The sequence below is a fragment of the Mesorhizobium sp. M7A.F.Ca.MR.148.00.0.0 genome, assembly GCF_003997735.1.
Classification (GTDB): domain Bacteria; phylum Pseudomonadota; class Alphaproteobacteria; order Rhizobiales; family Rhizobiaceae; genus Mesorhizobium.
In genome coordinates, this window is the sequence record NZ_RZTB01000042.1 from 22412 (window position 1) to 46597 (window position 24186).

20 protein-coding genes are annotated in these 24186 nt (G+C 62.1%); 10 read left to right on the forward strand and 10 right to left on the reverse strand.

Annotated elements, in window-relative coordinates:
• Positions 1–183: 183 nt before the first annotated feature.
• Both EOB49_RS17320 and EOB49_RS17325 read right to left on the reverse strand, forming a co-directional pair.
• Positions 184–846, reverse strand: a complete 663-nt coding sequence (locus EOB49_RS17320) for a recombinase family protein (RefSeq protein WP_127381685.1) — start codon at positions 844–846, stop codon at positions 184–186.
• A gap of 305 nt (positions 847–1151) precedes the next feature.
• A complete protein-coding gene (locus EOB49_RS17325; RefSeq protein ID WP_127381686.1) occupies positions 1152–1931 on the reverse strand; it encodes a hypothetical protein in 780 nt (259 codons plus the stop codon).
• Positions 1932–2055: 124 nt separating this feature from the next.
• Here EOB49_RS17325 and EOB49_RS17330 point away from each other — a divergent pair, with 124 nt between their 5' ends.
• From EOB49_RS17330 to EOB49_RS17350, 5 genes are all read left to right on the forward strand, one after another.
• Complete coding sequence (locus EOB49_RS17330; protein WP_127381687.1) at positions 2056–3099, forward strand: DNA methyltransferase; 1044 nt, start codon at positions 2056–2058, stop codon at positions 3097–3099.
• Between the two features lie 86 nt (positions 3100–3185).
• Positions 3186–4034, forward strand: coding sequence for a hypothetical protein (locus EOB49_RS17335; protein ID WP_127381688.1), 849 nt, complete (start codon positions 3186–3188; stop codon positions 4032–4034).
• A gap of 563 nt (positions 4035–4597) precedes the next feature.
• Positions 4598–6106, forward strand: a complete 1509-nt coding sequence (locus tag EOB49_RS17340; protein WP_245472731.1) for a DUF882 domain-containing protein — start codon at positions 4598–4600, stop codon at positions 6104–6106.
• A gap of 170 nt (positions 6107–6276) precedes the next feature.
• The gene (locus tag EOB49_RS17345) at positions 6277–7176 is read left to right on the forward strand and encodes a MurR/RpiR family transcriptional regulator (RefSeq protein WP_127381690.1); all 900 of its coding nucleotides are present in this window, start codon (positions 6277–6279) and stop codon (positions 7174–7176) included.
• A gap of 57 nt (positions 7177–7233) precedes the next feature.
• Positions 7234–8550: an ArgE/DapE family deacylase gene (locus EOB49_RS17350; RefSeq protein WP_127381691.1), complete on the forward strand. Its 1317-nt coding sequence runs from the start codon at positions 7234–7236 to the stop codon at positions 8548–8550.
• A 24-nt stretch (positions 8551–8574) separates the two neighbouring features.
• Here the strand turns inward: EOB49_RS17350 and EOB49_RS17355 are convergent, their stop codons facing one another.
• The 5 genes from EOB49_RS17355 to EOB49_RS17375 are packed head-to-tail and all read right to left on the reverse strand — an operon-like array spanning position 8575 to position 13198.
• The gene (locus EOB49_RS17355) at positions 8575–9609 is read right to left on the reverse strand and encodes a branched-chain amino acid ABC transporter permease (protein WP_127381692.1); all 1035 of its coding nucleotides are present in this window, start codon (positions 9607–9609) and stop codon (positions 8575–8577) included.
• On the reverse strand, positions 9606–10481 hold the full coding sequence (locus EOB49_RS17360; RefSeq protein ID WP_127321147.1) for a branched-chain amino acid ABC transporter permease: 876 nt from the start codon (positions 10479–10481) through the stop codon (positions 9606–9608). Before EOB49_RS17360 ends, EOB49_RS17355 begins: the two co-directional genes overlap by 4 nt.
• 12 nt (positions 10482–10493) lie before the next feature.
• Positions 10494–11207: an ABC transporter ATP-binding protein gene (locus EOB49_RS17365; protein ID WP_127381693.1), complete on the reverse strand. Its 714-nt coding sequence runs from the start codon at positions 11205–11207 to the stop codon at positions 10494–10496.
• Entirely contained in the window at positions 11204–11941 is a 738-nt protein-coding gene (locus EOB49_RS17370) for an ATP-binding cassette domain-containing protein (RefSeq protein WP_127381694.1), read from the reverse strand. The genes EOB49_RS17365 and EOB49_RS17370 overlap by 4 nt, the downstream gene beginning before the upstream one ends.
• Before the next feature lie 3 nt (positions 11942–11944).
• Positions 11945–13198, reverse strand: coding sequence for an ABC transporter substrate-binding protein (locus EOB49_RS17375; RefSeq protein ID WP_027035742.1), 1254 nt, complete (start codon positions 13196–13198; stop codon positions 11945–11947).
• Between the two features lie 192 nt (positions 13199–13390).
• Here EOB49_RS17375 and EOB49_RS17380 point away from each other — a divergent pair, with 192 nt between their 5' ends.
• The 3 genes from EOB49_RS17380 (at position 13391) to EOB49_RS17390 (ending at position 19648) form a co-directional block, all read left to right on the forward strand.
• Complete coding sequence (locus EOB49_RS17380; protein ID WP_127321150.1) at positions 13391–14209, forward strand: alpha/beta hydrolase; 819 nt, start codon at positions 13391–13393, stop codon at positions 14207–14209.
• A 131-nt stretch (positions 14210–14340) separates the two neighbouring features.
• Positions 14341–18150 carry a methionine synthase gene (gene metH, locus EOB49_RS17385; RefSeq protein WP_127381695.1) on the forward strand — a complete coding sequence of 1270 codons (3810 nt, stop codon included), beginning with the start codon at positions 14341–14343 and terminating at the stop codon, positions 18148–18150.
• Between the two features lie 103 nt (positions 18151–18253).
• Positions 18254–19648 carry a multicopper oxidase family protein gene (locus tag EOB49_RS17390; protein WP_127381696.1) on the forward strand — a complete coding sequence of 465 codons (1395 nt, stop codon included), beginning with the start codon at positions 18254–18256 and terminating at the stop codon, positions 19646–19648.
• A 33-nt stretch (positions 19649–19681) separates the two neighbouring features.
• Here EOB49_RS17390 and EOB49_RS17395 read toward each other — a convergent pair whose 3' ends face one another.
• The 3 genes from EOB49_RS17395 to EOB49_RS17405 form a co-directional block, all read right to left on the reverse strand.
• A complete protein-coding gene (locus tag EOB49_RS17395; RefSeq protein ID WP_023809203.1) occupies positions 19682–19969 on the reverse strand; it encodes a PTS sugar transporter subunit IIB in 288 nt (95 codons plus the stop codon).
• Positions 19970–19986: 17 nt separating this feature from the next.
• Entirely contained in the window at positions 19987–20448 is a 462-nt protein-coding gene (locus EOB49_RS17400) for a PTS sugar transporter subunit IIA (protein ID WP_127381697.1), read from the reverse strand.
• A gap of 73 nt (positions 20449–20521) precedes the next feature.
• Entirely contained in the window at positions 20522–21928 is a 1407-nt protein-coding gene (locus EOB49_RS17405; protein ID WP_027035737.1) for a PTS transporter subunit IIC, read from the reverse strand.
• A 340-nt stretch (positions 21929–22268) separates the two neighbouring features.
• Between EOB49_RS17405 and EOB49_RS17410 the strand changes: the two genes are divergently transcribed.
• Together EOB49_RS17410 and EOB49_RS17415 are read left to right on the forward strand one after the other, a co-directional pair.
• Positions 22269–23582, forward strand: coding sequence for an NAD(P)H-dependent oxidoreductase (locus EOB49_RS17410; RefSeq protein WP_127381698.1), 1314 nt, complete (start codon positions 22269–22271; stop codon positions 23580–23582).
• A gap of 67 nt (positions 23583–23649) precedes the next feature.
• Entirely contained in the window at positions 23650–23904 is a 255-nt protein-coding gene (locus EOB49_RS17415) for a type II toxin-antitoxin system VapB family antitoxin (RefSeq protein WP_127321718.1), read from the forward strand.
• Positions 23905–24186: the final 282 nt, after the last annotated feature.

Here is a 24186-nt window from a genome sequence, read left to right on the forward strand (position 1 = left end):
GCCGGAAGTCTTGTGGCGTAGCAATAAGTATTAATGTTCCCGTAAACGGGATAATATACTTGATGCTCCCGGTAACGGGATGAATATTCGCGGGCTATGTAAGCCACCTAGGTTTCGGCCGTTCCTGTATTGTCCCGGGTGCGGGAGCAACTGATACAGGCATAATCTGCCGTCTGGCCCAATCTATCCTGCTGATGCCCGGTCGATGACACGCGAGACCTGTTTTGCGGTCCACCGGCCGCCTCGTGAAGTGGCAACGCCGGTCCGGTTGAGGGCGTCCGCGATTGCCATAAGGCTCTCGCCTCCAGCTCGCATGGGGCCTATGACGGCCATTGCCGGTCGGGCCTCCTGCCTTGCCTTCTCTTGGATGGCGGCATTGCGAGCCATGGTCTTGTCCCGAAGGCCCCCGAGCTTCTTACCTTTGGCCTTAGCTTCCTTCAGCGCCGCGACGGTGCGGGCGGAAATGAAGTCCCTCTCCTGCTCTGCCAGCGCCGCGTATATGTGAAGCTGGAATTTGTCCGCATGGGGCATTTGGGCCACCCGTAGGCGAACCTTGGGGTCCTCGATAAGCGCCGCGATGAACGCCACCTTACGGCTCAAGCGGTCGAGCTTCGCCACGAGCAACTCCGCTCCGGTCTTGCGCACCAGAGCCAGCGCCTTCCCCAGCTCGGGCCTATCATCCAGCTTGCCGGAGAGGACATCGCAGAAAGTGCCTACCACCTCGAAGGGAACCTCGGTGAACCTCTCCAGAAAGATGTCGATGTCTCGCCTCTGCGCATCAAGCCCGTGCCCGGACTTGCCCTGGTCTTCGGTGGAGACCCGCGTATAGATGACGTACTGCTTCATTTGTCTAGCGCCCCGTTGTGCCTGACAAATCCCTTAGATCGTCATTTGTCTAATGTCAACGTTCGTTGTGCCTGACAAATAAAGCTTCTCGCTTTGCGTGTGAGTGGCGTTTAGTCCTGCCGGTGTCCAACACCCAGCCGACCCGACGAAGCCACTCCAGCCGCTACCGCTGCACGAACGGAGGACCTATTGGTGGCCGAGGGTGAGTTGCGGCACAGCCTGCGGCGCGACCCCACCGGGGGGTATCGCGTTTCATCAACTGTCGAGTTCGACCCCTCGGATTTTTCCGTCAGTTTGAAACCCTGTCAGAGCAGGCCCAAGAGTTTCGCGATCAGGGCGGCGGCGGCAGTCGAGAGCCCGCCGAGGACTAGTTCTGCCTGTTTCGTGGCGGCACTCTGACCAACGTCAAGGGCGACCTTGCGAAGCTTTTTCAGGAGACCCGGCTCGACCATCGGAGACTTTAGGACAGAAAGCGCGGTCTCCAAGAGCGCAATAAGCTGCTGCCGATCTATCTTTGAAAGCGCGGCGTACTCTTCAGGCAGATTGGATTGGCTTGCCAACAGGAGAACCTCCTCCAGAAGGTCAGACAACTCCACAATGATTTGCTTCGCTCTTGAGCGCGGCTGGACATAAATCCACTGCTCCGTCCACACGGCCACAGGCGCGGGCGTTATTGCCGGATTATCCTCGCCTTCGGTGTTCGACAGGTCCTGCTCGTCAGTCGTCGGTGAGAAACCTCGGTATTCGCTCTCTTGTGACCTCAAGAAAGTCCTGGTGCGTTCCAGCGCCGCCACAAGGGTTGCAGTTCGAATTTTGGCGTTGAAGTTCAATAGTTGCGTCAAGAGAGATGAACTCATGCCGAGCGCCGGAAAAGCATCGTGCATCCGCAAATTATGCAATACGGAAACGGCGTCCGGCACATACGCCATCGCCGTAAAGTCGGTGAATTTGCTGTCAAGCTGGGCAAGGCGCTTGAGCTCTTGGTCAAGCGTATCGATCATCGAGTGAAGCTCTTCCAAGGGAATGTAAAATCGCGACACGTACTTGCCCTCGCCCCGGCTCATCATCTCGCCATCTTCTATCAATGTCGAGTTGCCAATAACGCAACGTTTGTCAGCAGCGCCGTACGTGGCCTCTGTGTTTTTCCGCCGACCGCCGGTATGGTTCGACTGTGTCGCTCTTTCGGCGGAGAACTGTGGGGATGATAGCGTGAGAACTGGCCTGATACGCACCGCGTCCGCAACCGATCGAGAGGTTCGTCTCGGATCAGCCTCGGCTTATCGCGGTGATGCGCTGAAAGCCTATCAAGGATGGCTGTCGCCGACCGTAATTATTGCTGACGGACCTTATGGCCTTGGAAAATTTCCAGGAGAGCCGATTAGTCCAGACGGGCTCGCAGAATGGTACGCGCCTCACGCGGCTGCATGGGCCAAACACTCTGAACCGTTCACGACATTATGGTTTTGGAACAGTGAAATCGGGTGGGCGAAGTCTCACCCGGCGCTTGAACTCAATGGCTGGCAGTATGAAGAGACGGCTGTTTGGGACAAAGGCATCGCCCATATAGCAGGCAACGTCAATTCGAGGACCATCCGGGGATTGCCGGTCGTGACGGAACTGGCTGTCCGCTATACCCGCAAGGCGACATTGACGACACTAGAGGGCCACGAATTGCCGCTAAAAGAGTGGCTTCGCTACGAATGGCGACGGTCGGGCCTGCCGATGTCACAGAGCAACGAAGCCTGTGGCGTTGCCAATGCGGCTACACGAAAATACCTGACCCAATGCCACATGTGGTACTTCCCTCCGGGCGATGCGGTGGTGGGGATGGCGAAGTGGTGTACGAAGTTTGGAGCGAAGACCGCTCGGCCTTACTTCTCAATTGACGGGATCAACGCCCCGACCGCAGCCGCTTGGGATAGGATGCGAGCAAAATGGACGCACGTTCATGCTCGCACAAATGTCTGGAGCGAGCCTCCAGTGCATGGAGCTGAACGTGTCAAAAATCCCACGGGGTTCGGCTATCTGCATGCAAATCAGAAGCCGCTCTCACTCATGGAGCGTCAAATACTGGCGGCCACTGATCCGGGCGATGTCGTATGGGAGCCCTTCGGAGGGTTGATGTCAGCAACCGTAGCTGCCATCCGCACAGGTCGAAGGGCACACACTGCGGAAATGAACGACCTCTTTTTTGAGGGCGGTATCTCGCGGGTTCGTGCTGAAATTGCGAAGAGACAAAGGATTGCCTCGTGACGGCCGGTGCTGTGGCAGGTGTCGCACCAGCACGGACCGGAGGTCCTCCTACTTCGTGGCCGCATGCCGCGCTTTATGGGAGAGTGGTGGACGCACTCCACGCGCTCCCCTCGCGGTTCCGCACGTCCCTTCGGATAGCAGGTATTAGTGCCACCGATCTCTTCACCCTGAACACGCCCCTCGGCGCAGCGATTGAAGCGTCGGTCGTGGAGAACCTCAACGATCTTCGAGAACTTTGGGACCCGGAAGGCAAATACGAAATTTATTCATTCGTTCGTCAGGCCCAGGTGTTCCCGGACGTGCGCCTCCAAACAACGGCTCCCGGAGTTAGCGAAGCCGAGCGTATATTGATGGGGATAGAACTGAAGGGTTGGTTCATCCTCTCGAAAGAGGGGGAGCCGTCGTTCCGGTATAAGGCGTCACCGGCGGTTTGCTCACCCCAAGACCTAATGGTCGTCTATCCGTGGGGCCTAGACGAGGTGGTTTCCGGTTCTCCTCGTTTGATGAGACCCTTCATCGAGGAGGCGAGATACGCCGCAGAACACCGCAATCATTATTGGCGGGTGCTGCGTGGCGTCACAGGTCCGGCGACCGACATTGTAACAGCCACGGTGACTGTGCCTTATCCATCGAAGGGCCAAAAGTTTAACGATGAGCCTGCACATGATCAGGGAAAGAATTTCGGTCGGGTTGCTCGCGGCGGTCTGATGGAACCCTTCATTATCGGTCTACTTGAACAGCCCGTCTCGGGCATACCTATCAAACACTGGCAAGCTTTCCTCAAGATATTTGCGGAGGGTGTAGGGCCTGAAGCTATCGACACGAAACTCAAGAAGATGCGCAAGGAGGCCGAGGAAGCTGAATTGACCTCGGAAGGGTTAGAGGCATTCGATAGAATACAGGACGGGCTTCGCGAGCTTATCTCAAAGCTCTAGGGATCGGCTGTGCCGACTACGTATGGGTTCTACACAGGGCTTGCGTCATCGGGGAAAAAACGCAACAATATCAATGTTGCAACGTTCAAACCGCCGAGTTCAATCCTCTCTCGCAGCACCAGTTTCCAACATCCTGTTGCCGCACATTCGTTCTCTGCATTTGCGAGGGCGAGGCGGCTACATGGGAACGGCGCGGCCGTCGTGCTGGCGGACCTCATCAGCGGTGCATTGCTCCAGAAAATGGCTGCCACGGGCAACTCCAGCCGAAACGCGTTCTCGGAAGCGACACGATTCGTTAACCAAGATGCTGTTCATCGACATGACGTATTGTGGCATGGACGCCTGTCTGCGTCGGTCAAGTCCATGCTTGTCAGGAAGAGGGCTGAAAGGCTCTTCATCTGGGCGGAACCTGAAATCGCCCGAAACAAAAGAACGTGCAAGGCATGAACGTGAGCGAAAACGTGCAAAACGCCCCCCGTGCTTCCCGTCTTTGGACACTGCCTGCCATCATCGCAGCGTTCCTTTGCCTGTGTGTCACCGGCGCGTTCGCGGAGACGCGTGCTTTGAAGATTCAACATCTCCATACGGGCGAGAAGGCTGAAATCGTCTTCAAGCGCAATGGGCGCTATGATCCGGCGGGATTGAAGAAGATCAATCTCATGCTGCGCGACTGGCGTCGCAACGAACCGACGAAGATGGATCCGCGCCTGCTCGATCTTGTCTGGCAGGCCTATCGCGCCAGCGGCTCGAGAGCCTATATCCACGTGGTCAGCGCCTATCGGTCGCCAGCGACGAACGCCATGCTGCGCAGCCGCTCGAAGGGCGTGGCTCGGGAAAGCCAACACATGGTTGGCCGCGCGATGGACTTCTTCCTGCCGGATGTGCCGCTGAAGAAGCTGCGCGACATCGGCCTCAAGATGCAGGGCGGCGGCGTAGGCTATTACCCGACCTCGGGCTCGCCTTTCATACATATGGATGTCGGCAATGTGCGGCATTGGCCCGGCATCAGCCGCCAGGAACTCGCAAGGGTATTCCCGAACGGCAATACGCTGCATGTGCCGAGCGACGGCAAACCGCTGCCCGGTTATGGGCAGGCGTTTGCCGCCTACAAATCGCGCAAGGGCGCCGGCACGCCCAACATCGACCTGGCAAGTGCCGACGGCGGCCAACGCAGGCCGGCGCGCGGCCTGCTGGCGACGCTTTTGGGTGGGCGCGGCGCGGACGAGACCGATGATGTCGCCGAAGGGGTGCCGGCGCCACGCAAGCCGGCCAAGTCCGTTGAACCCAGGCCCGCCGGCATCGCAATCGTGCCGCCGCAGGATGCCCAGCGCGCCGACATCCAGATGGCTTCCGTCGATAGGGCCGAAGAATCGCCGATTGGACCGGAGGGGAAGACGCCTGAAGCGATCGTCATGGCGATGGCGCCGGGCTCGGTGCCGCTGCCAGCCTTCGCCCCGCGCAGCGGGTCCACGACCAGCATTCCGACCCCGCAACTCGCGCCGCTTGCAGCAGCCAACGCTTCCACCGCGCGGGCCGAACTGGCCAATCCAACAGCAACCGATGCTGAAATTCCCTCGGGCAAGTCGGCCGATCCCGCGGGCGGCGCGCCGGACATGGTGGCGTTCAACATCCCGTTGCCGACATGGCGACCGGAAAGCCCGACGCGCCAGCTTGGAGCAGACAAATCCGGCGATGCGGTCGCTGCCTTGCTGGCCTTGAACCACGCCGATGACGGCCACAATGGGTTGGCCGGCCAGCGGGTCTCGGTTGCCCAATCGAAGCCCGAAGATCGCGTCAGGACCAGCCCGAAGGCCGACCGTGTCCAGCCAAATCTCGATCCCCAAGCCACTGCGGTCATCGTGCCGGCAGCGTTGTCCCGGCCGATTGAGACAGGTCGTGGTATCGCCGGCGGAGCTAGCACTGCGGCGGCGCCCGTCATTGCCGCCAATCTCATCCGCACAGCGCCGGAGCACATCTATCTCGATGGATTCCAGCCGCGAGGACAGACCTCCGATCACCGGCGCTTCACCGGTTCCGCGGTCAAGTTCCTGCCCATCGCCAGCTTCAAATAGACGCCAGCCCTCGTTCGAGCCGACGTGGATGTGTTGCACGACTGGCTTGGCTGCCATGGGATAGCAAGTCATGCCGAACTCTCGATGGCTCTGTAAGAGAAGTTCCAAATTTGACAAACATGGGTGAAATTGTAAGATAATCGTCTTTCCGTCGGCGATGGGCGATGACAATGTCGATCCGCGAAGAACTGGCCAATACGACCGTGGCGTTCACCTCCGCGGAAGAGAAGATCGTCCAGGTCCTGCTCGCTGATTATCCGATGTCGGGGCTGGGCACCGCGACCCGGCTGGCACGGCGCGCCGGCGTCAGCGACCCGAGCGTGACGCGGCTGATGAGCAAGCTTGGCTATGTCGGCTTTGCCGATTTCCAGGCACGCCTGCTCACCGAAGTTGAATCCAGGCTGCATTCGCCGCTTTTGATGATGGAGGCCAAGCGTCCGGGCGGCTCCAGCGAAGGCACCGCACTTGCCTATTTCCATTCGGTTTCCGACAGCCTGGAGCGCACGCGCACGGCCGTGCCGGTGCAGGCCTACACGCGCGCCGTCAACCTGCTGCTGGAGAGCAAGGGGCAGGTCGTGCTGCTGGGCGGCCGGTTCAGCCGGCATATCGCCTCCATGCTGGCCGGCTACCTCCTGCAGTTCCGCTCCGGCGTGCGCGACATCGGTTCGTTGAGCCCCGCCGATTTCGACCTGTTGATCGACCTTGGCAAGCGCGACCTCCTCGTCGTGTTCGACTACCGGCGCTATCAGTCGGACGTGGTGAGCTTTGCCCAGCAGGCCAAGGAGCGCGGCGTCTCCATCCTGCTGTTCACCGATGTCTGGCTGTCGCCGATATCTGACATAGCGGACCTGACCATGGTCGCGGCGATCGACGCCAACTCGCCGTTCGACACCCTGGCGACGGCCGTTGCCCAGATGGAAACCGTGTTCGCCCACGCGCTGGAAGGCCACGGCGCCGGGGTGCGCAAGCGCATCGAGGACATCGAGAAGATCCGCAGTGCCAATGCGGTCACGCTCGATACCGTCCTGTCGTCATCGGCCGACGACGCCGCCAAAACCACAAGGAAATAGTGTCGTTGCGCCCAGTGCAGCGATGCAAAGCGCCGCGACGCAGAGAAGGAAGCGACGATGCCCGACAACCAGACTACCATCGATGCCGTGCAGGCTGAGATCGAGACCGATCGCGACTGGTTGATCGGGCTGACCCGCGACATGGTTCGCATCCCTTCGGTCAATCCCAAATTCGAGCCCAACCCGGCGATCAACCGCGAGGCGGATGTCCAGGCGCTGCTCGAACCGATCCTCAAGCAGGACGGGTTCAGGACCGAGCAATGGGATGTCTTGCCCGGTCGGCCCAATCTGGTCGGCGAATGGGCGGGAGACGAGGATCGCAGCCTGATCCTGTGCGGCCATATCGACGTCGTGCCGGTCGGCGCGATGAAGGACTGGTCGGTCGATCCGTTCGGCGGCGAGATCACCAATGGCCGCCTCTATGGCCGCGGCGCCGTCGACATGAAGGGCGGCGTCGCCGCTTGCATCGCCGCCGCGCGCGCGATCCGCAAGGCGGGCATCACGCTGCAGGGTCGGCTCGCCATCCACTCGGTCGTCGACGAGGAAGCCGGCGGCTTCGGCGCCATGGATGCGGTGAAGAAGGGCAAGCTCGCCAAGGCGGTGCTGGTCGCCGAACCGACATGGGGCGATGTCCTGCCGGTCGAAGGCGGGCTTGAATGGGCGCGGGTGACGATCCGCGGGCGCAACGCCCATTCGGCGCTGCGCTACAACGAGATCTATCCGCAGCGCCACGACAAGGAGCGGCTGGAGCCGGGCGTCAACGCCATCGAGATCGCCGCCCGTTTCATCGCCGCCGTGCGCCATTATGAGCTGGACCGGACGCGGGCAAAATCGCATCCATTGCTGCCGCTCGGCATGAACACCATCAACATCGGCGTCATGCATGGCGGCACCGGCCTTGGCCAGCACGGCCTGCCGACCGTCATGACCAACCCGGCCATCATTCCCGACGTCGCGGTGCTCGATCTCGACATGAAATTCCTGCCCGATGAGAACTCGGCCGACTACCGCCGCGATTTCGAGACGTTCGTCCACCATTTCGCCCAGACCGATGCGTGGCTGCGCGACAACCCGCCTGCGATCCAATGGGAGCTCGGCGGGCTGTATTTCCCGCCGATGAACACGCCGGTCGATCATCCGCTGGTGACATCGCTGATGAAGCGCAAGGCCATGGTCGGCAAGGCGCCGCAGGCGCGCGGCTTCGTCGCCGTGTGCGATGCCGCGCACTATGCCGGCGCCGGCGTCGACGGTGTCATCTTCGGCCCGTCAGGCGACGGGTTTCACGGTTCCGACGAATATGTCGAGGTCGAATCGGTGGTCGAGACCGCCAAGGTGATCGCCGCTTCGGTCATCGACTGGTGCGGCATCCGCTGAGGCGCAGCCGCTATTCCGAGCCGATCAGCCCGGGCGCTTCAGGCGTCCGGCGACGGCGCCCCATGAAGCCTTGATCATGCCGACCAGTCCGCTCGGATAGGCCAGCATCACGCCGATGATCAGCACCGCCGTGATCATCGGCCGCCACGCGCCGAAATCGGCCATCCATTCGGCGAAGATCGTCAGCACGAAGGAGGCGACGATGGCGCCGTAGATGGTGCTGGTGCCGCCAAGCAGCACCATCGACAGGATGATGGTCGCGAGACTCATGCCGAAGACGTCGATCGAGGCATTGCGCTGGTAGGCGGCGTAAAAGGCGCCGGCGATGCCGGTGAAGAAGGCGCTCGCGGCAAGCGTCAGCATGCGCTGGCGCACGATCGAGACGCCGCGGCTGACGGCGTATTCCTCATTGTCGCGCAAGGCGACGATACTTGCCCCGGCGCGTGAGCGCACAAACACGCGCAGGAACAGCGTACTTGCCACCAGCAGTGCCAGCGCGATGTAGAAATAGGCGAACTTGCCGTCGCGGACCATGTTGTGGTCGAAGATATAGAGTCCGGGAATGCGCACCAGCCCTTGCGTGCCGCCGGTGATGGCCGACTGGCTGATGATCACCTGCATCACCAGCTGCGCGAAGCCGAAAGTGACCAGGATGATGTAGATGCCCTTCAGCCGCAGGATCGGGATGGTCACCAGGATCGCCGCCAGGGTTGCGATGACACCGCTGGCAAACAGCGCGATCCACGGGTCGAATTCGGCCAGCTTGGTCAGCAGGCTGTAGGCATAGACGCCGATGCCGAACAGCGCCAGATGGCCGAAATTGAAGACGCCGCCATAACCGAGGCTGAGGTCCCAGTTCGAGGCGACGATCGCATAGATGAAGGCCATGATCAGGATGTGGCGGGCATAGGGGTCACCGAAGATCAGCGGCAGCAGCGCCAGCAGCGCGAAGCCGAGCACGAAGCCGATGGCCTCCTGCTTCCACGGCGTGCGGCCTGGAGCGATCGGGGTTGCCGCCTCGGCGTGGCCAGGCGCGGTCAGCGATGTCGTGTCGGTCATGCTAGGCCTCGGGAACGGCTGGCAAAGATGCCCTCGGGGCGCACCATCAGGGTCAGGATGAGCACGCCGAACAGCAGTGCCGGCGTCCAGTACAAGCCGAAATAATAGCTGCAGGCTGCCTCGAAGAAGCCGATCAGATAGGCGGCGAAGATCGGACCCGATATGCTCGATATGCCGCCGAAAACGACGACGATCAGCGCCTTGAGCAGCGGGTCGCTGCCCATCACCGGCGACATGAAGCGGTAGCCGCCCATGAAGATGCCGGCTAGCCCGGCCAGCGAAGCGGCAATGGCGAAGGCCAGCCCATAGAGCGCGGTGACGTTCAGCCCGACAAGGTGGCTGGCATCTTCATTTTGCGCCACGGCGCGCAGCGCCAGCCCCAGCCGCGTGCGGTTGAGGAACATCCAAAGTGCGGCCAGGATCAGCGGCGTGATCACGATGATGGCGATCTGGTGCAGGGAGACGCCGACGCCCCCGATGGTGGCGTTGCCGGCGATCAGCGCCGGGATCTGTTTCGAGCGCGGTCCCCAGATGGTCAGCGCGCCGTTCTCGATCAGCGACCCGGCCGCCAGCGTGGTGATGACGACGACCAGCACGATGTTGGGTCGGCCGATCAGCGGCCGCACGACGCTCGCCTGCAGGATCCAGCCGACGCCGGCCATGACGACGACGGCGATCGGAAAGGCGACCGCCGCCGGCAGGCCGAGTTCGACCAGCTGCCAGGCGATGTAGGCGCCCAGCATCATGAACACGCCATGGCTGAAATTGAACACGCCGATCGTCGTCCAGACCAGAGCCAGCCCGACCGCCATCATGGCGTAGAGCGAGCCCTGGAACAGGCCGCCGAACAGGATTTCCGCCAATGCGCTCATCTTCGGATTTTCCTAATGGCCAAAATACATCGACATGATCTCGCCGTGGTCGAGGCTTTCGCCCGGCTTGATCTCGGTCGCCACCGCGCCATGGTTGACGAGGTAGAGTTGCTGCGTCAGCTCCAGCAGGAATTCGATATCCTGCTCGACGACGATCAGCGGCACGCCGCCGCGCGAAATGTCCATGACGGAGGCGCAGAGTTCGTCCTTGATCTTGGGCGCCAGCCCCAGCGTCGGCTCGTCCAGGATCAGCAGGCGCGGATGGCTCATCAGCGCGGTGCCGATCGACACCATCTGGCGCTCGCCGCCCGACAATGTGCGCACGCGCTGGCGCCAGCGTTCCGCCAGTTTCGGAAACAGCTTGATCACCTTCTCACGGTTCTCCGCCTCATGCGGCCGGGCCCTTGGCGAATAGGCGCCGAGCGCCATGCAGTCGGCGATCGAGAGATCGGGAAACAGCCGGTTGCCTTGCGGCACATGGATCAGACCGGCGCCGACGATGGCGCGTGCGCTGCGGCCGGCAATGTCTTGCCCGTCGAACAGAATGCGGCCATTCTTCGGCTGCAGCAGCCCGGAGACTGCGCGCAGCAGCGTCGTCTTGCCATGGCCGTTGGGGCCGAACAGGCCGACATTGCCGAAACGGCCGGCCTCCAGCGAGATATCGTGCAGCACGGTGACGCGGCCATAGCCGGCGGTGACGCCTTCGACGCTGAGAATGGGGTTCACGCCGCCGATCTCCTCGTGCCGAGATAGGCTTCGATGACGCGCGGGTCCGCGATCACGCCGGCCGGGTCGCCAGCGGCCAGGACGCGGCCATTGTTGAGCACCAGCAGGTGCCGAGAAAGGCTCATCAGGAAGGTCAGCACGTGCTCGATCAGAAGGATGGTGATGCCGCGGTCGGCGGTGCGGCGGATCAGGCTGATCGATGTCTCGATCTCGGGCTTGGTCAGGCTCGATGCCGGCTCGTCGAGCAAGAGCATGCGCGGCTGCATGGCAATCGCGGTGGCAAGCATCAGGCATTTGCGCTCGAACACGGACAATTCGCCGGCAAGCCGGCCGAACGACCGAGATCCCAGGCCGACGAACTCCAGCGCCTCGGCGGCGGCATTGCGGGCCGTGGCCGCTGTCTTTTCCTGCTTACCGTAACTGGCGCCGATCAGCGCGTTCTCGAACACGGTCAGCCCGTCGAAGCTGGTCTCGCGCTGAAACGTGCGGGCGAGGCCGAGGCGCGCGATGGCGTGTCCCGATTTGCCGTTTATGGCAATGCCGTCAAAGCGGATCTGGCCCCGGTCGGGGCCGAACGGTATGCCGGTGATGATGTTGAACAGCGTGCTCTTGCCGCTGCCGTTCGGGCCGGCGATGCCGAAGATCTCGCCGGCCTCGACCTTGAACGACACGCCGTCGACGGCCTTCAGCGAACCGAAGGCCTTCGACACGTCGTCCAGTTCAAGCAGGGCCATTCCCTACTTCATCCAGGGCTGGAGCTTGAAGGCGCCGGTGGCGTATTTTTCCGGCGAGATCAGCGTGCGCTGGCCATCCCAGATCTGGAAGAAGGTGATCGGAATATAGTCGTCGCCCTGCGTGGCAAGGTGGGTGGCGGGATCGAATTTCAGCCGCCCTTCCGCGACCTGCTTGTCGGTCTCCGACAGCGCCTTCATGATCGCCGCATGGTCGGATGCGCCGCCGACCTTCTTGACCGCGTCGAAATAGACATTGGTCATTTCGTAGAGGCCGACGCCGTAGGTGCCGCTCTCGACGCCGTATTTTGCCTTGAACTTGGCCGCCACCTCGTCGGCGCGCGGGTTCTTCGGGGTCGTCAGCGCGCCGCCGAGCAGATTGTAGATGACACCATCCGACTTCTTGCCGGTCAGCTCGACGAATTCCGGAACGCTCGGTGCGTATTGCAGGAAGACGAGGCTCTTGGTCGGCTGCTCGAGGAACTGGTTCAGGAACGACGCCGAATTGCCCGGCAGATAGTCGGTGTTGATGACGACATCGGGAACATTCTCGCGCACCTTGGCGAGGATCGAACGCCAGTCGGTCACTTCGCCGAACGGCACGATCTCGTCGACGGTGATGGTCCAGCCCTTCTCCTTGAAGGTCTTCTTCATGCCTTCGGAGATGGTCTTCGAATAGGCATTGTCGGACGAGATGATGGCGACCTTCTTGGTCGGCAAGGTGATCTTGCCGTCGGCCGCGAGCTTCTCGACGAACAGGGTGACGTCGGTGTTGTAGGCGTCGAAGGAAGGCGTCAGCGACCAGCAGCACATGTATTTATCGGGGCTCGGCGCGATGATGTCCCTGGTCTGCTGCGAGGTGGCCGCCAGCATGTAGGGCATTTCCGCTTCGGCCATGTTGTCGATCTCGAAATTGGTCAGGCTGGCATAGCCGGTCAGCATGAAGTGCACGCCCGGATCGCCAAGCAGGCGCTCGACCGCGCTGGTGACGTTGCCGGCGGACTGATCCTTGACGTCGCCGACCACCAGTTCGAACGTATCCCCGGCAACGCCGCCGGCTGCGTTCGCCTCGTCGATGGCCATCTGCACGCCGCGCTGGAATTCCTGGCCGTCCGCCGCGGCAGGGCCGGTCAGCGGCGCAAGCAGGCCGATCTTGACGACGTCGGCAAAGGCGGGGGCGGCAGATGCGGCAAACATGCCGATCAGCGTCGTGCTCATCAGCATATGGCGGATTCGACTTGCGGCGGATTTGGGCTTCATCGTGCTGTTCCCTGTTTTCCTCCCGTTCATCGGGAGTTGGATAATTGACAATCTACGCATAATTGTTCTTATTTGAAAAGGATTTTTCAACGCAACCTGGCCGGGAAGATGGTTCCCGCAAAGGTATGGAAGCCGTGGCGCTTTGCTGCGCAACTGTATTAAAACAGGGCAATTCCCCCGACGGAGCGGACAATGGCGATCTCGCAGAAGACCCTTGAAACCAGCCACGGCAAGATCGCGGTTCGCCAGACCAGTGGCGAAGGCACCGCTGTCATGCTGATCCACGGCAATTCATCTTCCAGCGCCGTTTTCCGCAACCAGTTGGACAGCCCGTTGGGCGAGCGCTACCACCTCATCGCTCCCGACTTGCCAGGCCATGGAGCGTCCGCCGATGCGATCGATCCGGAGCGTTCCTACAGCATGGAAGGCTATGCCGATGCCATGACCGAAGTGCTCGGGCTGCTCGGCATCGACAAGGCCATCGTCTTCGGCTGGTCGCTCGGCGGCCATATCGGGCTTGAGATGATCGACCGCTTTCCCGGCCTGCTTGGCCTGATGATCACCGGCACGCCGCCCGTCTCGCCCGAGCAGGTCGGCAACGGCTTCAAGCCGAGCCCGCATATGCACCTTGCCGGGCAGGAAACCTTCACTGACGCGGATGTCGAGGCCTATGCGCGCAGCACCTGCGGCGAGCCGTTCGAGCCGTTTCTCATCGACACGGTGGCGCGCACCGATGGAAGGGCGCGGCGCCTGATGTTCGAAAAGTTCGCGGCCGGCACCGGGCGGAACCAGCGCGAGATCGTGGCCGGCAAGACGCCGCCGATCGCCGTTCTGAACGGCATCGACGAGCCATTCGTCAACACCGATTTCGTCTCCGCTGTGAAATTCTCCAATTTATGGGAAGGCAAGGCCCATCTGCTCGACAAATCCGGCCACGCGCCGTTCTGGGACTCGCCGGATCGTTTCAACCCGGTCTTCGCCCGCTTCCTGGCAAGCTTCGACAGAGCGTAGGTCCGTCGGAAAACCGGCGCCACAGACCCCGCCCTCGAGACAGGTGGGTGACAATCGCGCGCATCTACCGTATATTGACATAAAGATATCCTTATGTGACATGAAAAGGCCTGTCGCCAAAGGGATAAAAAATGTCGCAGAATTCTGCATCGCTGGACGCATTGTTCGGCCCCGTCGCGGCAAAACCGGACGGCTCGGAAGTGCTTGCCGCGCTGACAGCGGCGGCACGCGAGCGCATTCTCATCCTCGACGGCGCTATGGGCACGCAGATCCAGGGCCTCGGCTTTGACGAGGACCAGTTTCGCGGCGAGGCCTTCGCCGGCTGCGCCTGCCACCAGCAAGGCAATAACGATCTTCTGATCCTGACGCAGCCGAAGGCGATCGAGGAGATCCATTATCAATACGCCATCGCAGGCGCCGACATCCTCGAAACCAACACCTTCTCCTCGACCTCGATCGCCCAGGCCGATTACGGCATGGAGGATGCCGTCTACGCGCTGAACCGCGATGGCGCGCGGCTGGTGCGGCGCGCGGCGGTGAGGGCCGAGCAGGAAGATGGCAAGCGCCGTTTCGTCGCCGGCGCGCTGGGGCCGACCAACCGCACCGCGTCGATGTCGCCCGACGTCAACAATCCCGGCTACCGCGCCGTGACCTTCGACGATCTGCGCCTCGCCTATGGTGAGCAGTTGCGCGGCCTGATCGACGGCGGCGCCGACATCATCCTGATCGAGACGATCTTCGACACGCTGAACGCCAAGGCCGCGATCTTTGCAGCGGAAGAGATCTTCATCGAGAAGGGCGTGCGCCTGCCGGTGATGATTTCGGGCACCATCACGGACCTCTCCGGCCGCACGCTGTCGGGCCAGACGCCGACCGCCTTCTGGCATTCGGTGCGCCATGCCAACCCTTTCACCATCGGCCTCAATTGCGCGCTCGGCGCCAATGCGATGCGGGCGCATCTGGCCGAAATATCAGGCGTCGCCAACACCTTCACCTGTGCCTATCCGAATGCCGGTCTGCCCAATGAATTCGGCCGGTATGACGAGAGCCCGGAATTCATGGCCGCGCAGATCGAGGATTTTGCCAGGGAAGGCTTGGTCAATGTCGTCGGCGGCTGCTGCGGCTCGACCCCGGAGCACATCCGCGCCATCGCAGAGGCGGTGCGGAAGTATCCGCCGCGCGCCATTCCTGACATCACGCCGAAGATGCGCCTGTCCGGGCTGGAGCCGTTCACGCTCACCGAGGAGATCCCCTTCGTCAATGTCGGCGAGCGAACCAATGTCACGGGGTCGGCCAAGTTCCGAAAACTGATCACGGCGGGAGACTATGTCGCCGCGCTCGACGTCGCCCGCGACCAGGTCGCCAAGGGCGCGCAGATCAGCGACATCAACATGGACGAGGGCCTGATCGATTCGAAGAAGGCCATGGTCGAGTACCTCAACCTGATCGCCGCCGAGCCGGACATCGCCCGCGTTCCTGTCATGGTCGACAGTTCGAAATGGGAGATCATCGAGGCCGGGCTGAAATGTGTGCAAGGCAAGCCGCTGGTCAACTCCATCTCGATGAAGGAAGGCGAAGAGGCTTTCCTGCATCATGCCAGGCTGGTGCGGGCCTATGGCGCGGCGGTGGTCGTCATGGCTTTCGATGAGGACGGCCAGGCCGACACCAAGGCGCGCAAGGTCGAGATCTGCACGCGCGCCTACAAGCTCCTGACCGAGCAGGCCGGCTTCCCGCCCGAGGACATCGTCTTCGATCCCAATGTCTTCGCCATTGCCACCGGCATCGAGGAGCACGACAATTACGGTGTCGACTTCATCGAGGCGGCCGGCGAGATCACCGCGACGCTGCCGCATGTTCATATCTCCGGCGGCGTGTCGAACCTGTCCTTCTCGTTCCGCGGCAACGAGCCGGTGCGCGAGGCCATGCATGCCGTGTTCCTCTACCATGCCATCCAGCGTGGCATGGACATGGGCATCGTCAATGCCGGCCAGCTCGCAGTCTACGATACGATCGAGCCGGCACTGCGCGAGGCCTGCGAGGATGTCGTGCTCAACCGCATGCCCAGGGCCGGCGGCACCGCCACCGAACGCATGCTGGAGATCGCCGAACGCTTCAAGGGCACGGCGGGCCAGGAAGCCAAGGAGCGCGATCTCGCCTGGCGCGACCTGCCGGTCGAACAGCGGATCAGCCATGCACTGGTCAACGGCATCACCGAATTCATCGACGCCGACACCGAGGAAGCGCGGCTTGCCGCCGAGCGCCCGCTGCATGTCATCGAAGGCCCGCTGATGGCCGGCATGAACGTCGTCGGCGACCTGTTCGGCGCGGGCAAGATGTTCCTGCCGCAAGTGGTGAAATCGGCGCGGGTGATGAAGCAGGCCGTCGCCGGACTGCTGCCGCATATGGAGGCCGAGAAGCTGGCCAACGCCGCCAACGGCATCGACAATGGCGAACGCCAGACAGCGGGCAAGATCCTGATGGCGACGGTCAAGGGCGATGTCCATGACATCGGCAAGAACATCGTCGGCGTCGTGCTCGCCTGCAACAATTACGAGATCGTCGATCTCGGCGTCATGGTGCCGGCAGCGAAAATCCTGCAGACGGCGCGCGACCAAAATGTCGACATCATCGGCCTGTCCGGCCTGATCACGCCATCCCTCGATGAAATGGTGCACATGGCCGCCGAGATGGAGCGCGAAGGCTTCGACATTCCGCTGCTGATCGGCGGCGCAACGACCAGCCGCGTGCACACGGCGGTGAAGATCCACCCGCGCTACACCAAGGGCCAGACGGTCTACGTCACCGACGCCAGCCGGGCGGTGGGTGTCGTGTCGTCCTTGCTGTCGAACGAGACCAAGGGCGGCTATGTCGACACGGTGCGCACCGAATACAAGAAGGTCGCCGATGCGCATGCCCGCTCCGAATCCGACAAGCAGCGGCTGCCGCTGGCCAAGGCGAGGGCTAATGCGCACCGGATCGACTGGTCTGCCTACGAGCCGCCGAAGCCGTCCTTTACCGGCGTCAAGGTATTCGAGAACTGGGATCTCACCGAACTCGCGCGCTACATCGATTGGACGCCGTTCTTCCAGACCTGGGAACTGAAGGGCCGTTATCCCAAAATTCTCGAAGACGAGGCGCAAGGCGCCGCCGCGCGCCAGCTGTTCGAGGATGCGCAGGCGATGCTGAAGAGGATCATCGCCGAGAAATGGTTCGCGCCGCGCGGCGTCGTCGGCTTCTGGCCGGCCAATGCCGTCGGCGACGACATCAGGCTGTTCACGGACGAAAAGCGGTCGCAGGAACTGGCGACCTTCTTTACCTTGCGCCAGCAGCTGACCAAGCGCGATGGCAAGGCCAATGTCGCACTGGCGGACTTCGTCGCGCCAGCGGAGTGCGGCAAGCCGGATTACATCGGCGGCTTTATCGTCACCGCCGGCATCGAAGAGGTGGCTATCGCCGAACGGTTCGAGCGAGCGAATGATGATTATTCGTCGATCATGGTCAAGGCGCTGGCAGACCGCTTCGCCGAAGCCTTTGCCGAGCGGATGCATGAGAAGGTGCGCAAGGAATTCTGGGGCTATGCTTCAGATGAAGCGCTGGCGCCGGACGAACTGATCGGCGAACCCTATCGCGGCATTCGCCCTGCGCCCGGCTATCCGGCGCAGCCCGACCATACGGAGAAGGCGACTTTGTTCCGGCTGCTCGACGGTGAGCGCAATGCAGGCGTGAGCCTGACCGAAAGCTATGCGATGTGGCCGGGCTCGTCGGTCTCCGGCATCTATCTGGCGCATCCAGAAAGCTACTATTTCGGCGTCGCCAAGGTCGAACGCGACCAGGTCGAGGATTATGCGCGCCGGAAGGCGATGCCGTTGGCAGAGGTCGAGCGCTGGCTCGGCCCCATCCTCAACTACGTGCCGGCACATTATGCCGAGGCGGCTGAATAGCGGCGCCATGCGTTCAACAGAATTTGCGCTGGTTGCCGGCTTGTGATCCGTGGCGCGGCGGTTACACCTGCGCGGGCAGCCGTCTTTACAGTTGGAGCGCCGAATGACCTTACTCACACGCCGCAGGCTTTTGAAGACGGCTGCGGTTGCCGGCGCGGGCGGGATCGGGCTTTCGGCGATGGGCCGGCTTGGTGGCTGGGCCGCCGCGACGCCTGAGCCGGTGGTTTTGCAGACGGCAAAGATCCAGGCGAAGCTGATGGATGTCGGCCAGACCAGGGATGTGCTGACCTATGGCAACGCCGGAATGCCGCCCGTGCTCAGGATGAAAAAGGGCGAGCCCTTCGCAGCACGCCTTGTCAACGCGATCGACGATCCGACGACGATCCACTGGCACGGTATTCGCGTTCCCAACAAGATGGACGGCGTGCCGTTTCTGGTACAGCCCTACGTCTACACCGGCGATCATTTCGACTACGCCTTCACGCCGCCCGATGCCGGCACCTTCTGGTACCACCCGCATTGCAACACGCTGGAGCAGATGGGCCATGGCCTGACTGGCGTGATCGTGGTCGAGAATCCCAACGATCCGAAATTCGATGCCGAAATCGTCCTCAATTTGCGCGACTGGCGCCTCGGTGACGACGGCCAGTTCATCGACCAGTTCCGGCCGCGCGATGCCGCGAGAACCGGCACTTACGGCACGGTACGCACCGCCAATTGGCTCGATCAGCCGCAATATGATGCGCCGGCCGGCGGACTTGCGCGGCTGCGCGTCGCCATCACCGACGTGACGCGTATCTACGCTTTTCGCGTCGACGGTGCGGAGGCGAGTATCATGGCGCTCGACGGCAATCCGGTGCCTGAGCGTTTTTCGCCCGACGCCTTGCTGCTTGGACCCGGCCAGCGCATGGAGCTGGCCATACGCATGCCCGACAATGAAGGCGCGATGGTCAGCTTGAGGGACGTCAGGGGCACCAAGCCAAAAATCCTGGCAACCCTGCGCGCGACAGGAAAATCCCTCAAACGGGACATTCGCGATGTTGCTCCGCTGGAGCTCAATCCGGTGGCGGAAGTGGATCTCGCCAGTGCCAGGCATATTTCCCTGGCACTAAGCGCCACGGCGGAGAACGTCCCGAGCGATGGCATCTGCGGTTCGCTTGGCTACAGTTTCTGGGCCATCAACAAAGTCCCGTGGCCAGGCGACACCAAGGACCCGACCGCGCCACTGGCCGAATTGAAGCTTGGCCAAAGCTACGTCATCGACATGGAGAACCTGACGCCGCAATCCCATCCGATGCATCTGCACGGTATGAGCTTCAAAGTGCTGTCATCCTCGACGCGCCGGGTTCAGCCTGTGATTTCCGACACCTATCTCATCCAGCCCAACGAGAAGGTTCAGCTCGGCTTCGTCGCCGACAATCCCGGCGATTGGCTGCTGCACTGCCACATCATCGAGCACCAGAAATCGGGAATGACGAGCTACGTCAGGGTGGTGTGAAGCCGCGTCAGCCTGCGCGTAGCGTCGGTGCCGTCATTTGCGCAATTGCGCCTCGATCTCGTCGAGCACCTTGTCCTTGCCGATGCCGGTGAGGAAGGCGAGGCCCTTGATCACCGGCTTGGTGACCGAAGCGGAGATCGGGGTGGTTGCGACGATGAAGTCGACATTGTCGGCCAGTCCGGGCACTTCGGTGGCCTTCGCCTGCTGGGCATTGAAGGTGAGGCCGCGTTTCTTCATTTCCTCGGTGACGGCGACATTGACCGCGGTCGAGGTGGCGATGCCCGTGCCGCAGGCAAAGAGAATGGTTTTCTGTCTCGACATCTCTGCTTCTCCTTGTTTCAGCCGAGTACGGCTCGCACGTCTTCGAGGGTTCTGGCCGACCTCAAATCATCCAAGGCTTGCGGGTTCTGGATGGTGGCCATGACGGCCTGCAGCGCCTCAATCTGCTTGTCCTTGTCGTTGATGGCAAGCAGGAAGACGAAGCCGACCGGCAGCATCTCGTCGGGATCCTCCATGTTGGCGAAGGTCACTGGTTGCTTCAATGTGCCCATCGCGATGCCAGGCTTCAGCACATGCTCCGGATCGGTGTGCGGCACCGCGACATTGTCGGAGCGTTCCAGCGGCAGTCCGGTCGGGATGGCCAATTCGCGGCGCACGACCGCGTCGGCATAGCTGCTTTTGACATAGCCAAGTCTCTCCAGCCGGCCCGCCAGGATGCGGATGATCTCCTCATTGGTCGAGGCATCGGATCCGAGCACGATCGCGTCGGGGTCCAGAAGCTGCATGAGTCCGTCGGACATTCTTTGCTCCGTCGATGAAATCGTGCGCCCCGGGAAGGGCGCACGATCGGTTTAAGGGTGGACGCTATCAGGTTCAGGCCGTCTCTTCGGCCGGCTCGTCCTCGGCGCCCGCGGCCCGCTCCCAGCCGAGCGGATTGCGGCGGTAGAGGACAAACAATGCCGCGATGACCACCGCGATCACGATGATGCCGACAAGCCCCATCCCCTGGATAGCCTCGATGACCACGTAAGGCACCCACAGGAAGCCGTCGACCACCGAGGTGATCTGCAGCGCGTCCGCCGGCAGCTTGAAGCCCGACGAGACTGCTGCGCTGGTGAACAGCGGCGCCAGCGCGTTGGCGACGTAGAAGCCGATGGCCAGCGTCACCGTGCCGATCACCACCATGCGGAACACGTTGCCTTTGACCAGCGGCGCGGTCATGGCGACGATGAAGGGGATGACCGCAAGATCGGCGAACAGGATCACGCGGTTGCCCGGCAGGATGATGGACAGGATGATCGCGATCGGCACCAGGATCAGCGACGACGAGATCGCGGCCGGATGGCCGATCAGGATCGCCGAATCGAGACCAACGAGAAGCTCTCGGTCACCGGTGCGCTTGCGCACGAACGCCTGTGCGGCGTCGGAGACGGGGATCAGCCCCTCCATCAGGATCTTGACCATGCGCGGCAGCAGCAGCATCACCGCGGCCAGCGTCATGCCGGTGCCCAGAACCTTTGCCAGCACCACGCTGAGATCACCCGCATTGTAGAAGGCGATCGCACCAAGCACGAGGCCGATGATGAGGCCCATCACGACAGGTTCGCCGAACACGCCGAACCTGCGCTCGATGGTGTCCGTGTTGATGTTGATGCGGTTGATCCCGGGAATGCGGTCCATGATCCAGTTGAGCACAATGGCGATCGGCAGGATCTGTGCCGAGGCGAGGTGCGGCACGGAAATGCCGGGCACGCCGTAGAACTGCTGTACCGCGCGCGCCGACCAGTCGGCGAACAGCAGCGAGAGTGCTGCGACAAGTGCTGCGACCGCGATGCCATAGGCCAGATTATCGGTTGCGGCGACGACCAGCGAGCCGACAAAGGCGAAGTGCCAGAAATTCCAGACATCGACATTGAGCGTGCGCGTCATGCGTGTCAGCAACAGCACGATGTTGACGAGGATGCCGACCGGAATGACCCAAAGGCCGACCGACGAGCCGAAGGCGATCGCGGCCGCGGAGGGCCAGCCGACATCGATGATGTCGCGATGAATGCCGGTGTTGGTGACGATGGCCTTGGCAACGTCGCCAATCGACGTGAACATGAGGCCAAGCACCAGATTGATGCCGATGAAGGCGACGCCGATGGTGACGGCGGCGCGAAAAGCCTTGCTGACCTTGGCGCCCAGAACCACGGCGATGATGAAAATGACAATTGGCAGCAGGATCGTCGGGCCAAGCGTATCGATGGCCCCTTTGAGGCCCGCGAGAACAGTATCCATTTTTCCTCCCCTGGAGCCGCGAGCCTTCGCTCGACGCCTCGCAATGATGCTCCATCCAGCCTTTGACGCCGTGGCGCAAAGACACTCCCCGATTTGCCCCAGAGCCGAATGCTTCCCGACTGTCGCGTCGGTGAACATTTGCCTTTGTTGACAAACGAATGTTTTATTGGGGTTGTCCGCTGCATTGTCAATTGGTTGCGCTTCGGCCAATCGAGCCTCGGCGGTCGTCCCTTCCGAGACGATTTCGCGGGAAATTGCCGGTCGCGACCGGGTTTCGTTGGCAAATAGAACCCGTTCCCTGCTATCCGACCTCAAATCACGAAGCTGTGGACATTCCTGCATGACCAACGTCGCCCTGACCGGCCTTGCCCGCGATCTCGCCAGGCGTGCCGCCGAGGGCAGCCCGGTGCGCATTGGCGTCATCGGCTCGGGCGAAATGGGCACCGATCTGGTCACCCAAGGCATGCTGATGCCAGGCATTTCGATCTGCGCCGTCTCGACGCGCCGCCCGCACACCGCGCGCGATGCCATCCGTATCGCCTATGGCGATGAAGCCATGGCGGTCGAAGCCGACACCGCGTCGAAAGTCACCGGCGCCATCGAGAACGGCAAGATCGCCATCACTTCGAACGAAATGCTGGTCACCAATCCGTTGATCGACGTCGTCATCGACGCCACCGGCAAGCCGGGTGTCGCCGCCGACTTCGACCTCATGGCGATGGAGTACGGCAAGCATCTGGTGATGATGAACGTCGAGGCCGACGTCACCATCGGCTGCTACCTGAAACAGCAGGCCGACCGGCTTGGCGTCGTCTATTCGGTGGGTGCCGGCGACGAGCCGTCAAGCTGCATGGAACTGATCGAATTCGCGTCGGCGCTCGGGCTGACCATCGTCTCGGCCGGCAAGGGCAAGAACAACCCGCTCAACCACGACGCCGTGCCGGACGACTATCGCGCGGAAGCGATCCGCCGCAACATGAACCCGCGCATGCTGGTCGAGTTCGTCGACGGTTCCAAGACCATGGTCGAGATGTGTGCCATCGCCAACGCCACCGGGCTGGTGCCCGACGTGCCCGGTATGCACGGCCCCAAGGCCGACCGCGATGACCTCGCCAAGGTGCTGATCCCGCGCGAGGATGGCGGTCTGTTGCTCAGGAAAGGCGTCGTCGACTACACGGTCGGCAAGGGCGTCGCGCCTGGCGTGTTCGTCATCGTCGAGGCGACGCATCCGCGCATCATCGAGCGCATGGACGATCTGCATATCGGCCACGGCCCCTACTACAGCCTGTTTAGGCCCTATCATCTGACCTCGCTGGAGGTGCCGCTGACCGCCGCCCGCATCATGCTTTTCGGCAAGCCCGACATGGTGCCGCTGCCGCGGCCCGTTGCCGAAGTCTGCGCCGTCGCCAAGCGCGACCTTGCCGCCGGCGAGACCTTCGATGCGATCGGCGAGACCTGTTACCGCTCCTGGACCATGACCGTCGGCGAAGCCCGTGCCCAGCGTGCCGTGCCGGTCGGCCTGCTCGAGGGCGGCAAGGTGCTGAAACCGGTCAGGAAGGGTGAGTTGCTGACGTCGGACAATGCGGCGCCCGACCAGACGACAAGGCTGTTCGCCTTGCGCCAGCTTCAGGACGAGATGCTGTACGGGGCCTGAAAGGACCACGCTGGCGCTGCTACGACAAATGATAGATTGTGGGGCAAATGTCGCCAAGGTCGGTCACATGAACCTTCGAATCAGGAATCCGCTTGCCCGCGAACTGGCTCGCCAGCTTGCCGCCAAGCGCAAGGTTTCCATGACCAGAGCGGTTATCGAAGCGCTTGAAAGTGAACTGAAGCGGGAAAACGCCCGTATGCCTTTGGCGGAACGGCTGGCTGCAATCGCCGATGATTTGAGGTCCAAAGCGGGCAAGGCTGGCCGGGTCGTGAGCAAGAATGAGATCGATGCCATGTGGGGTGGCGGCCAGAATGACGCCTGACAGGTGCACAGGGGTTGTCACGTTGGAAGGCCTGCTGGCAGCTCGGATTTCGTCGTTCGTTTCGATGGATGATCGTAGACATTCGGGATTGACCGGAGCCTTCCCAACTTCGTCATCCACGGGCGGAGCAGGAGCGAAGCGACGTCGCGGAGACCCGAGGATCCATGCCGTGATCTTGGTCGAGGAATGCAGCGGAGCAGAATTCTGCACCGCAGCAGCGCTTTGAAGTCGCGGCATGGATCCTGGGGTCTGCGCCGCGTCGCTGCGCTCCTTGCTTCGCCC

Bases quoted from the DNA above. Each gene is read 5' to 3' on its own strand.
- EOB49_RS17355 (WP_127381692.1), bottom strand. From the start codon at position 9,609: ATGACCGACACGACATCGCTGACCGCGCCTGGCCACGCCGAGGCGGCA.
- EOB49_RS17390 (WP_127381696.1), top strand. From the start codon at position 18,254: ATGACCTTACTCACACGCCGCAGGCTTTTGAAGACGGCTGCGGTTGCC.
- EOB49_RS17375 (WP_027035742.1), bottom strand. From the start codon at position 13,198: ATGAAGCCCAAATCCGCCGCAAGTCGAATCCGCCATATGCTGATGAGC.
- EOB49_RS17405 (WP_027035737.1), bottom strand. From the start codon at position 21,928: ATGGATACTGTTCTCGCGGGCCTCAAAGGGGCCATCGATACGCTTGGC.
- EOB49_RS17400 (WP_127381697.1), bottom strand. From the start codon at position 20,448: ATGTCCGACGGACTCATGCAGCTTCTGGACCCCGACGCGATCGTGCTC.
- EOB49_RS17415 (WP_127321718.1), top strand. From the start codon at position 23,650: ATGAACCTTCGAATCAGGAATCCGCTTGCCCGCGAACTGGCTCGCCAG.
- EOB49_RS17360 (WP_127321147.1), bottom strand. From the start codon at position 10,481: ATGAGCGCATTGGCGGAAATCCTGTTCGGCGGCCTGTTCCAGGGCTCG.
- EOB49_RS17410 (WP_127381698.1), top strand. From the start codon at position 22,269: ATGACCAACGTCGCCCTGACCGGCCTTGCCCGCGATCTCGCCAGGCGT.
- EOB49_RS17320 (WP_127381685.1), bottom strand. From the start codon at position 846: ATGAAGCAGTACGTCATCTATACGCGGGTCTCCACCGAAGACCAGGGC.
- EOB49_RS17370 (WP_127381694.1), bottom strand. From the start codon at position 11,941: ATGGCCCTGCTTGAACTGGACGACGTGTCGAAGGCCTTCGGTTCGCTG.
- EOB49_RS17350 (WP_127381691.1), top strand. From the start codon at position 7,234: ATGCCCGACAACCAGACTACCATCGATGCCGTGCAGGCTGAGATCGAG.
- EOB49_RS17395 (WP_023809203.1), bottom strand. From the start codon at position 19,969: ATGTCGAGACAGAAAACCATTCTCTTTGCCTGCGGCACGGGCATCGCC.
- EOB49_RS17345 (WP_127381690.1), top strand. From the start codon at position 6,277: ATGTCGATCCGCGAAGAACTGGCCAATACGACCGTGGCGTTCACCTCC.
- metH (WP_127381695.1), top strand. From the start codon at position 14,341: ATGTCGCAGAATTCTGCATCGCTGGACGCATTGTTCGGCCCCGTCGCG.
- EOB49_RS17380 (WP_127321150.1), top strand. From the start codon at position 13,391: ATGGCGATCTCGCAGAAGACCCTTGAAACCAGCCACGGCAAGATCGCG.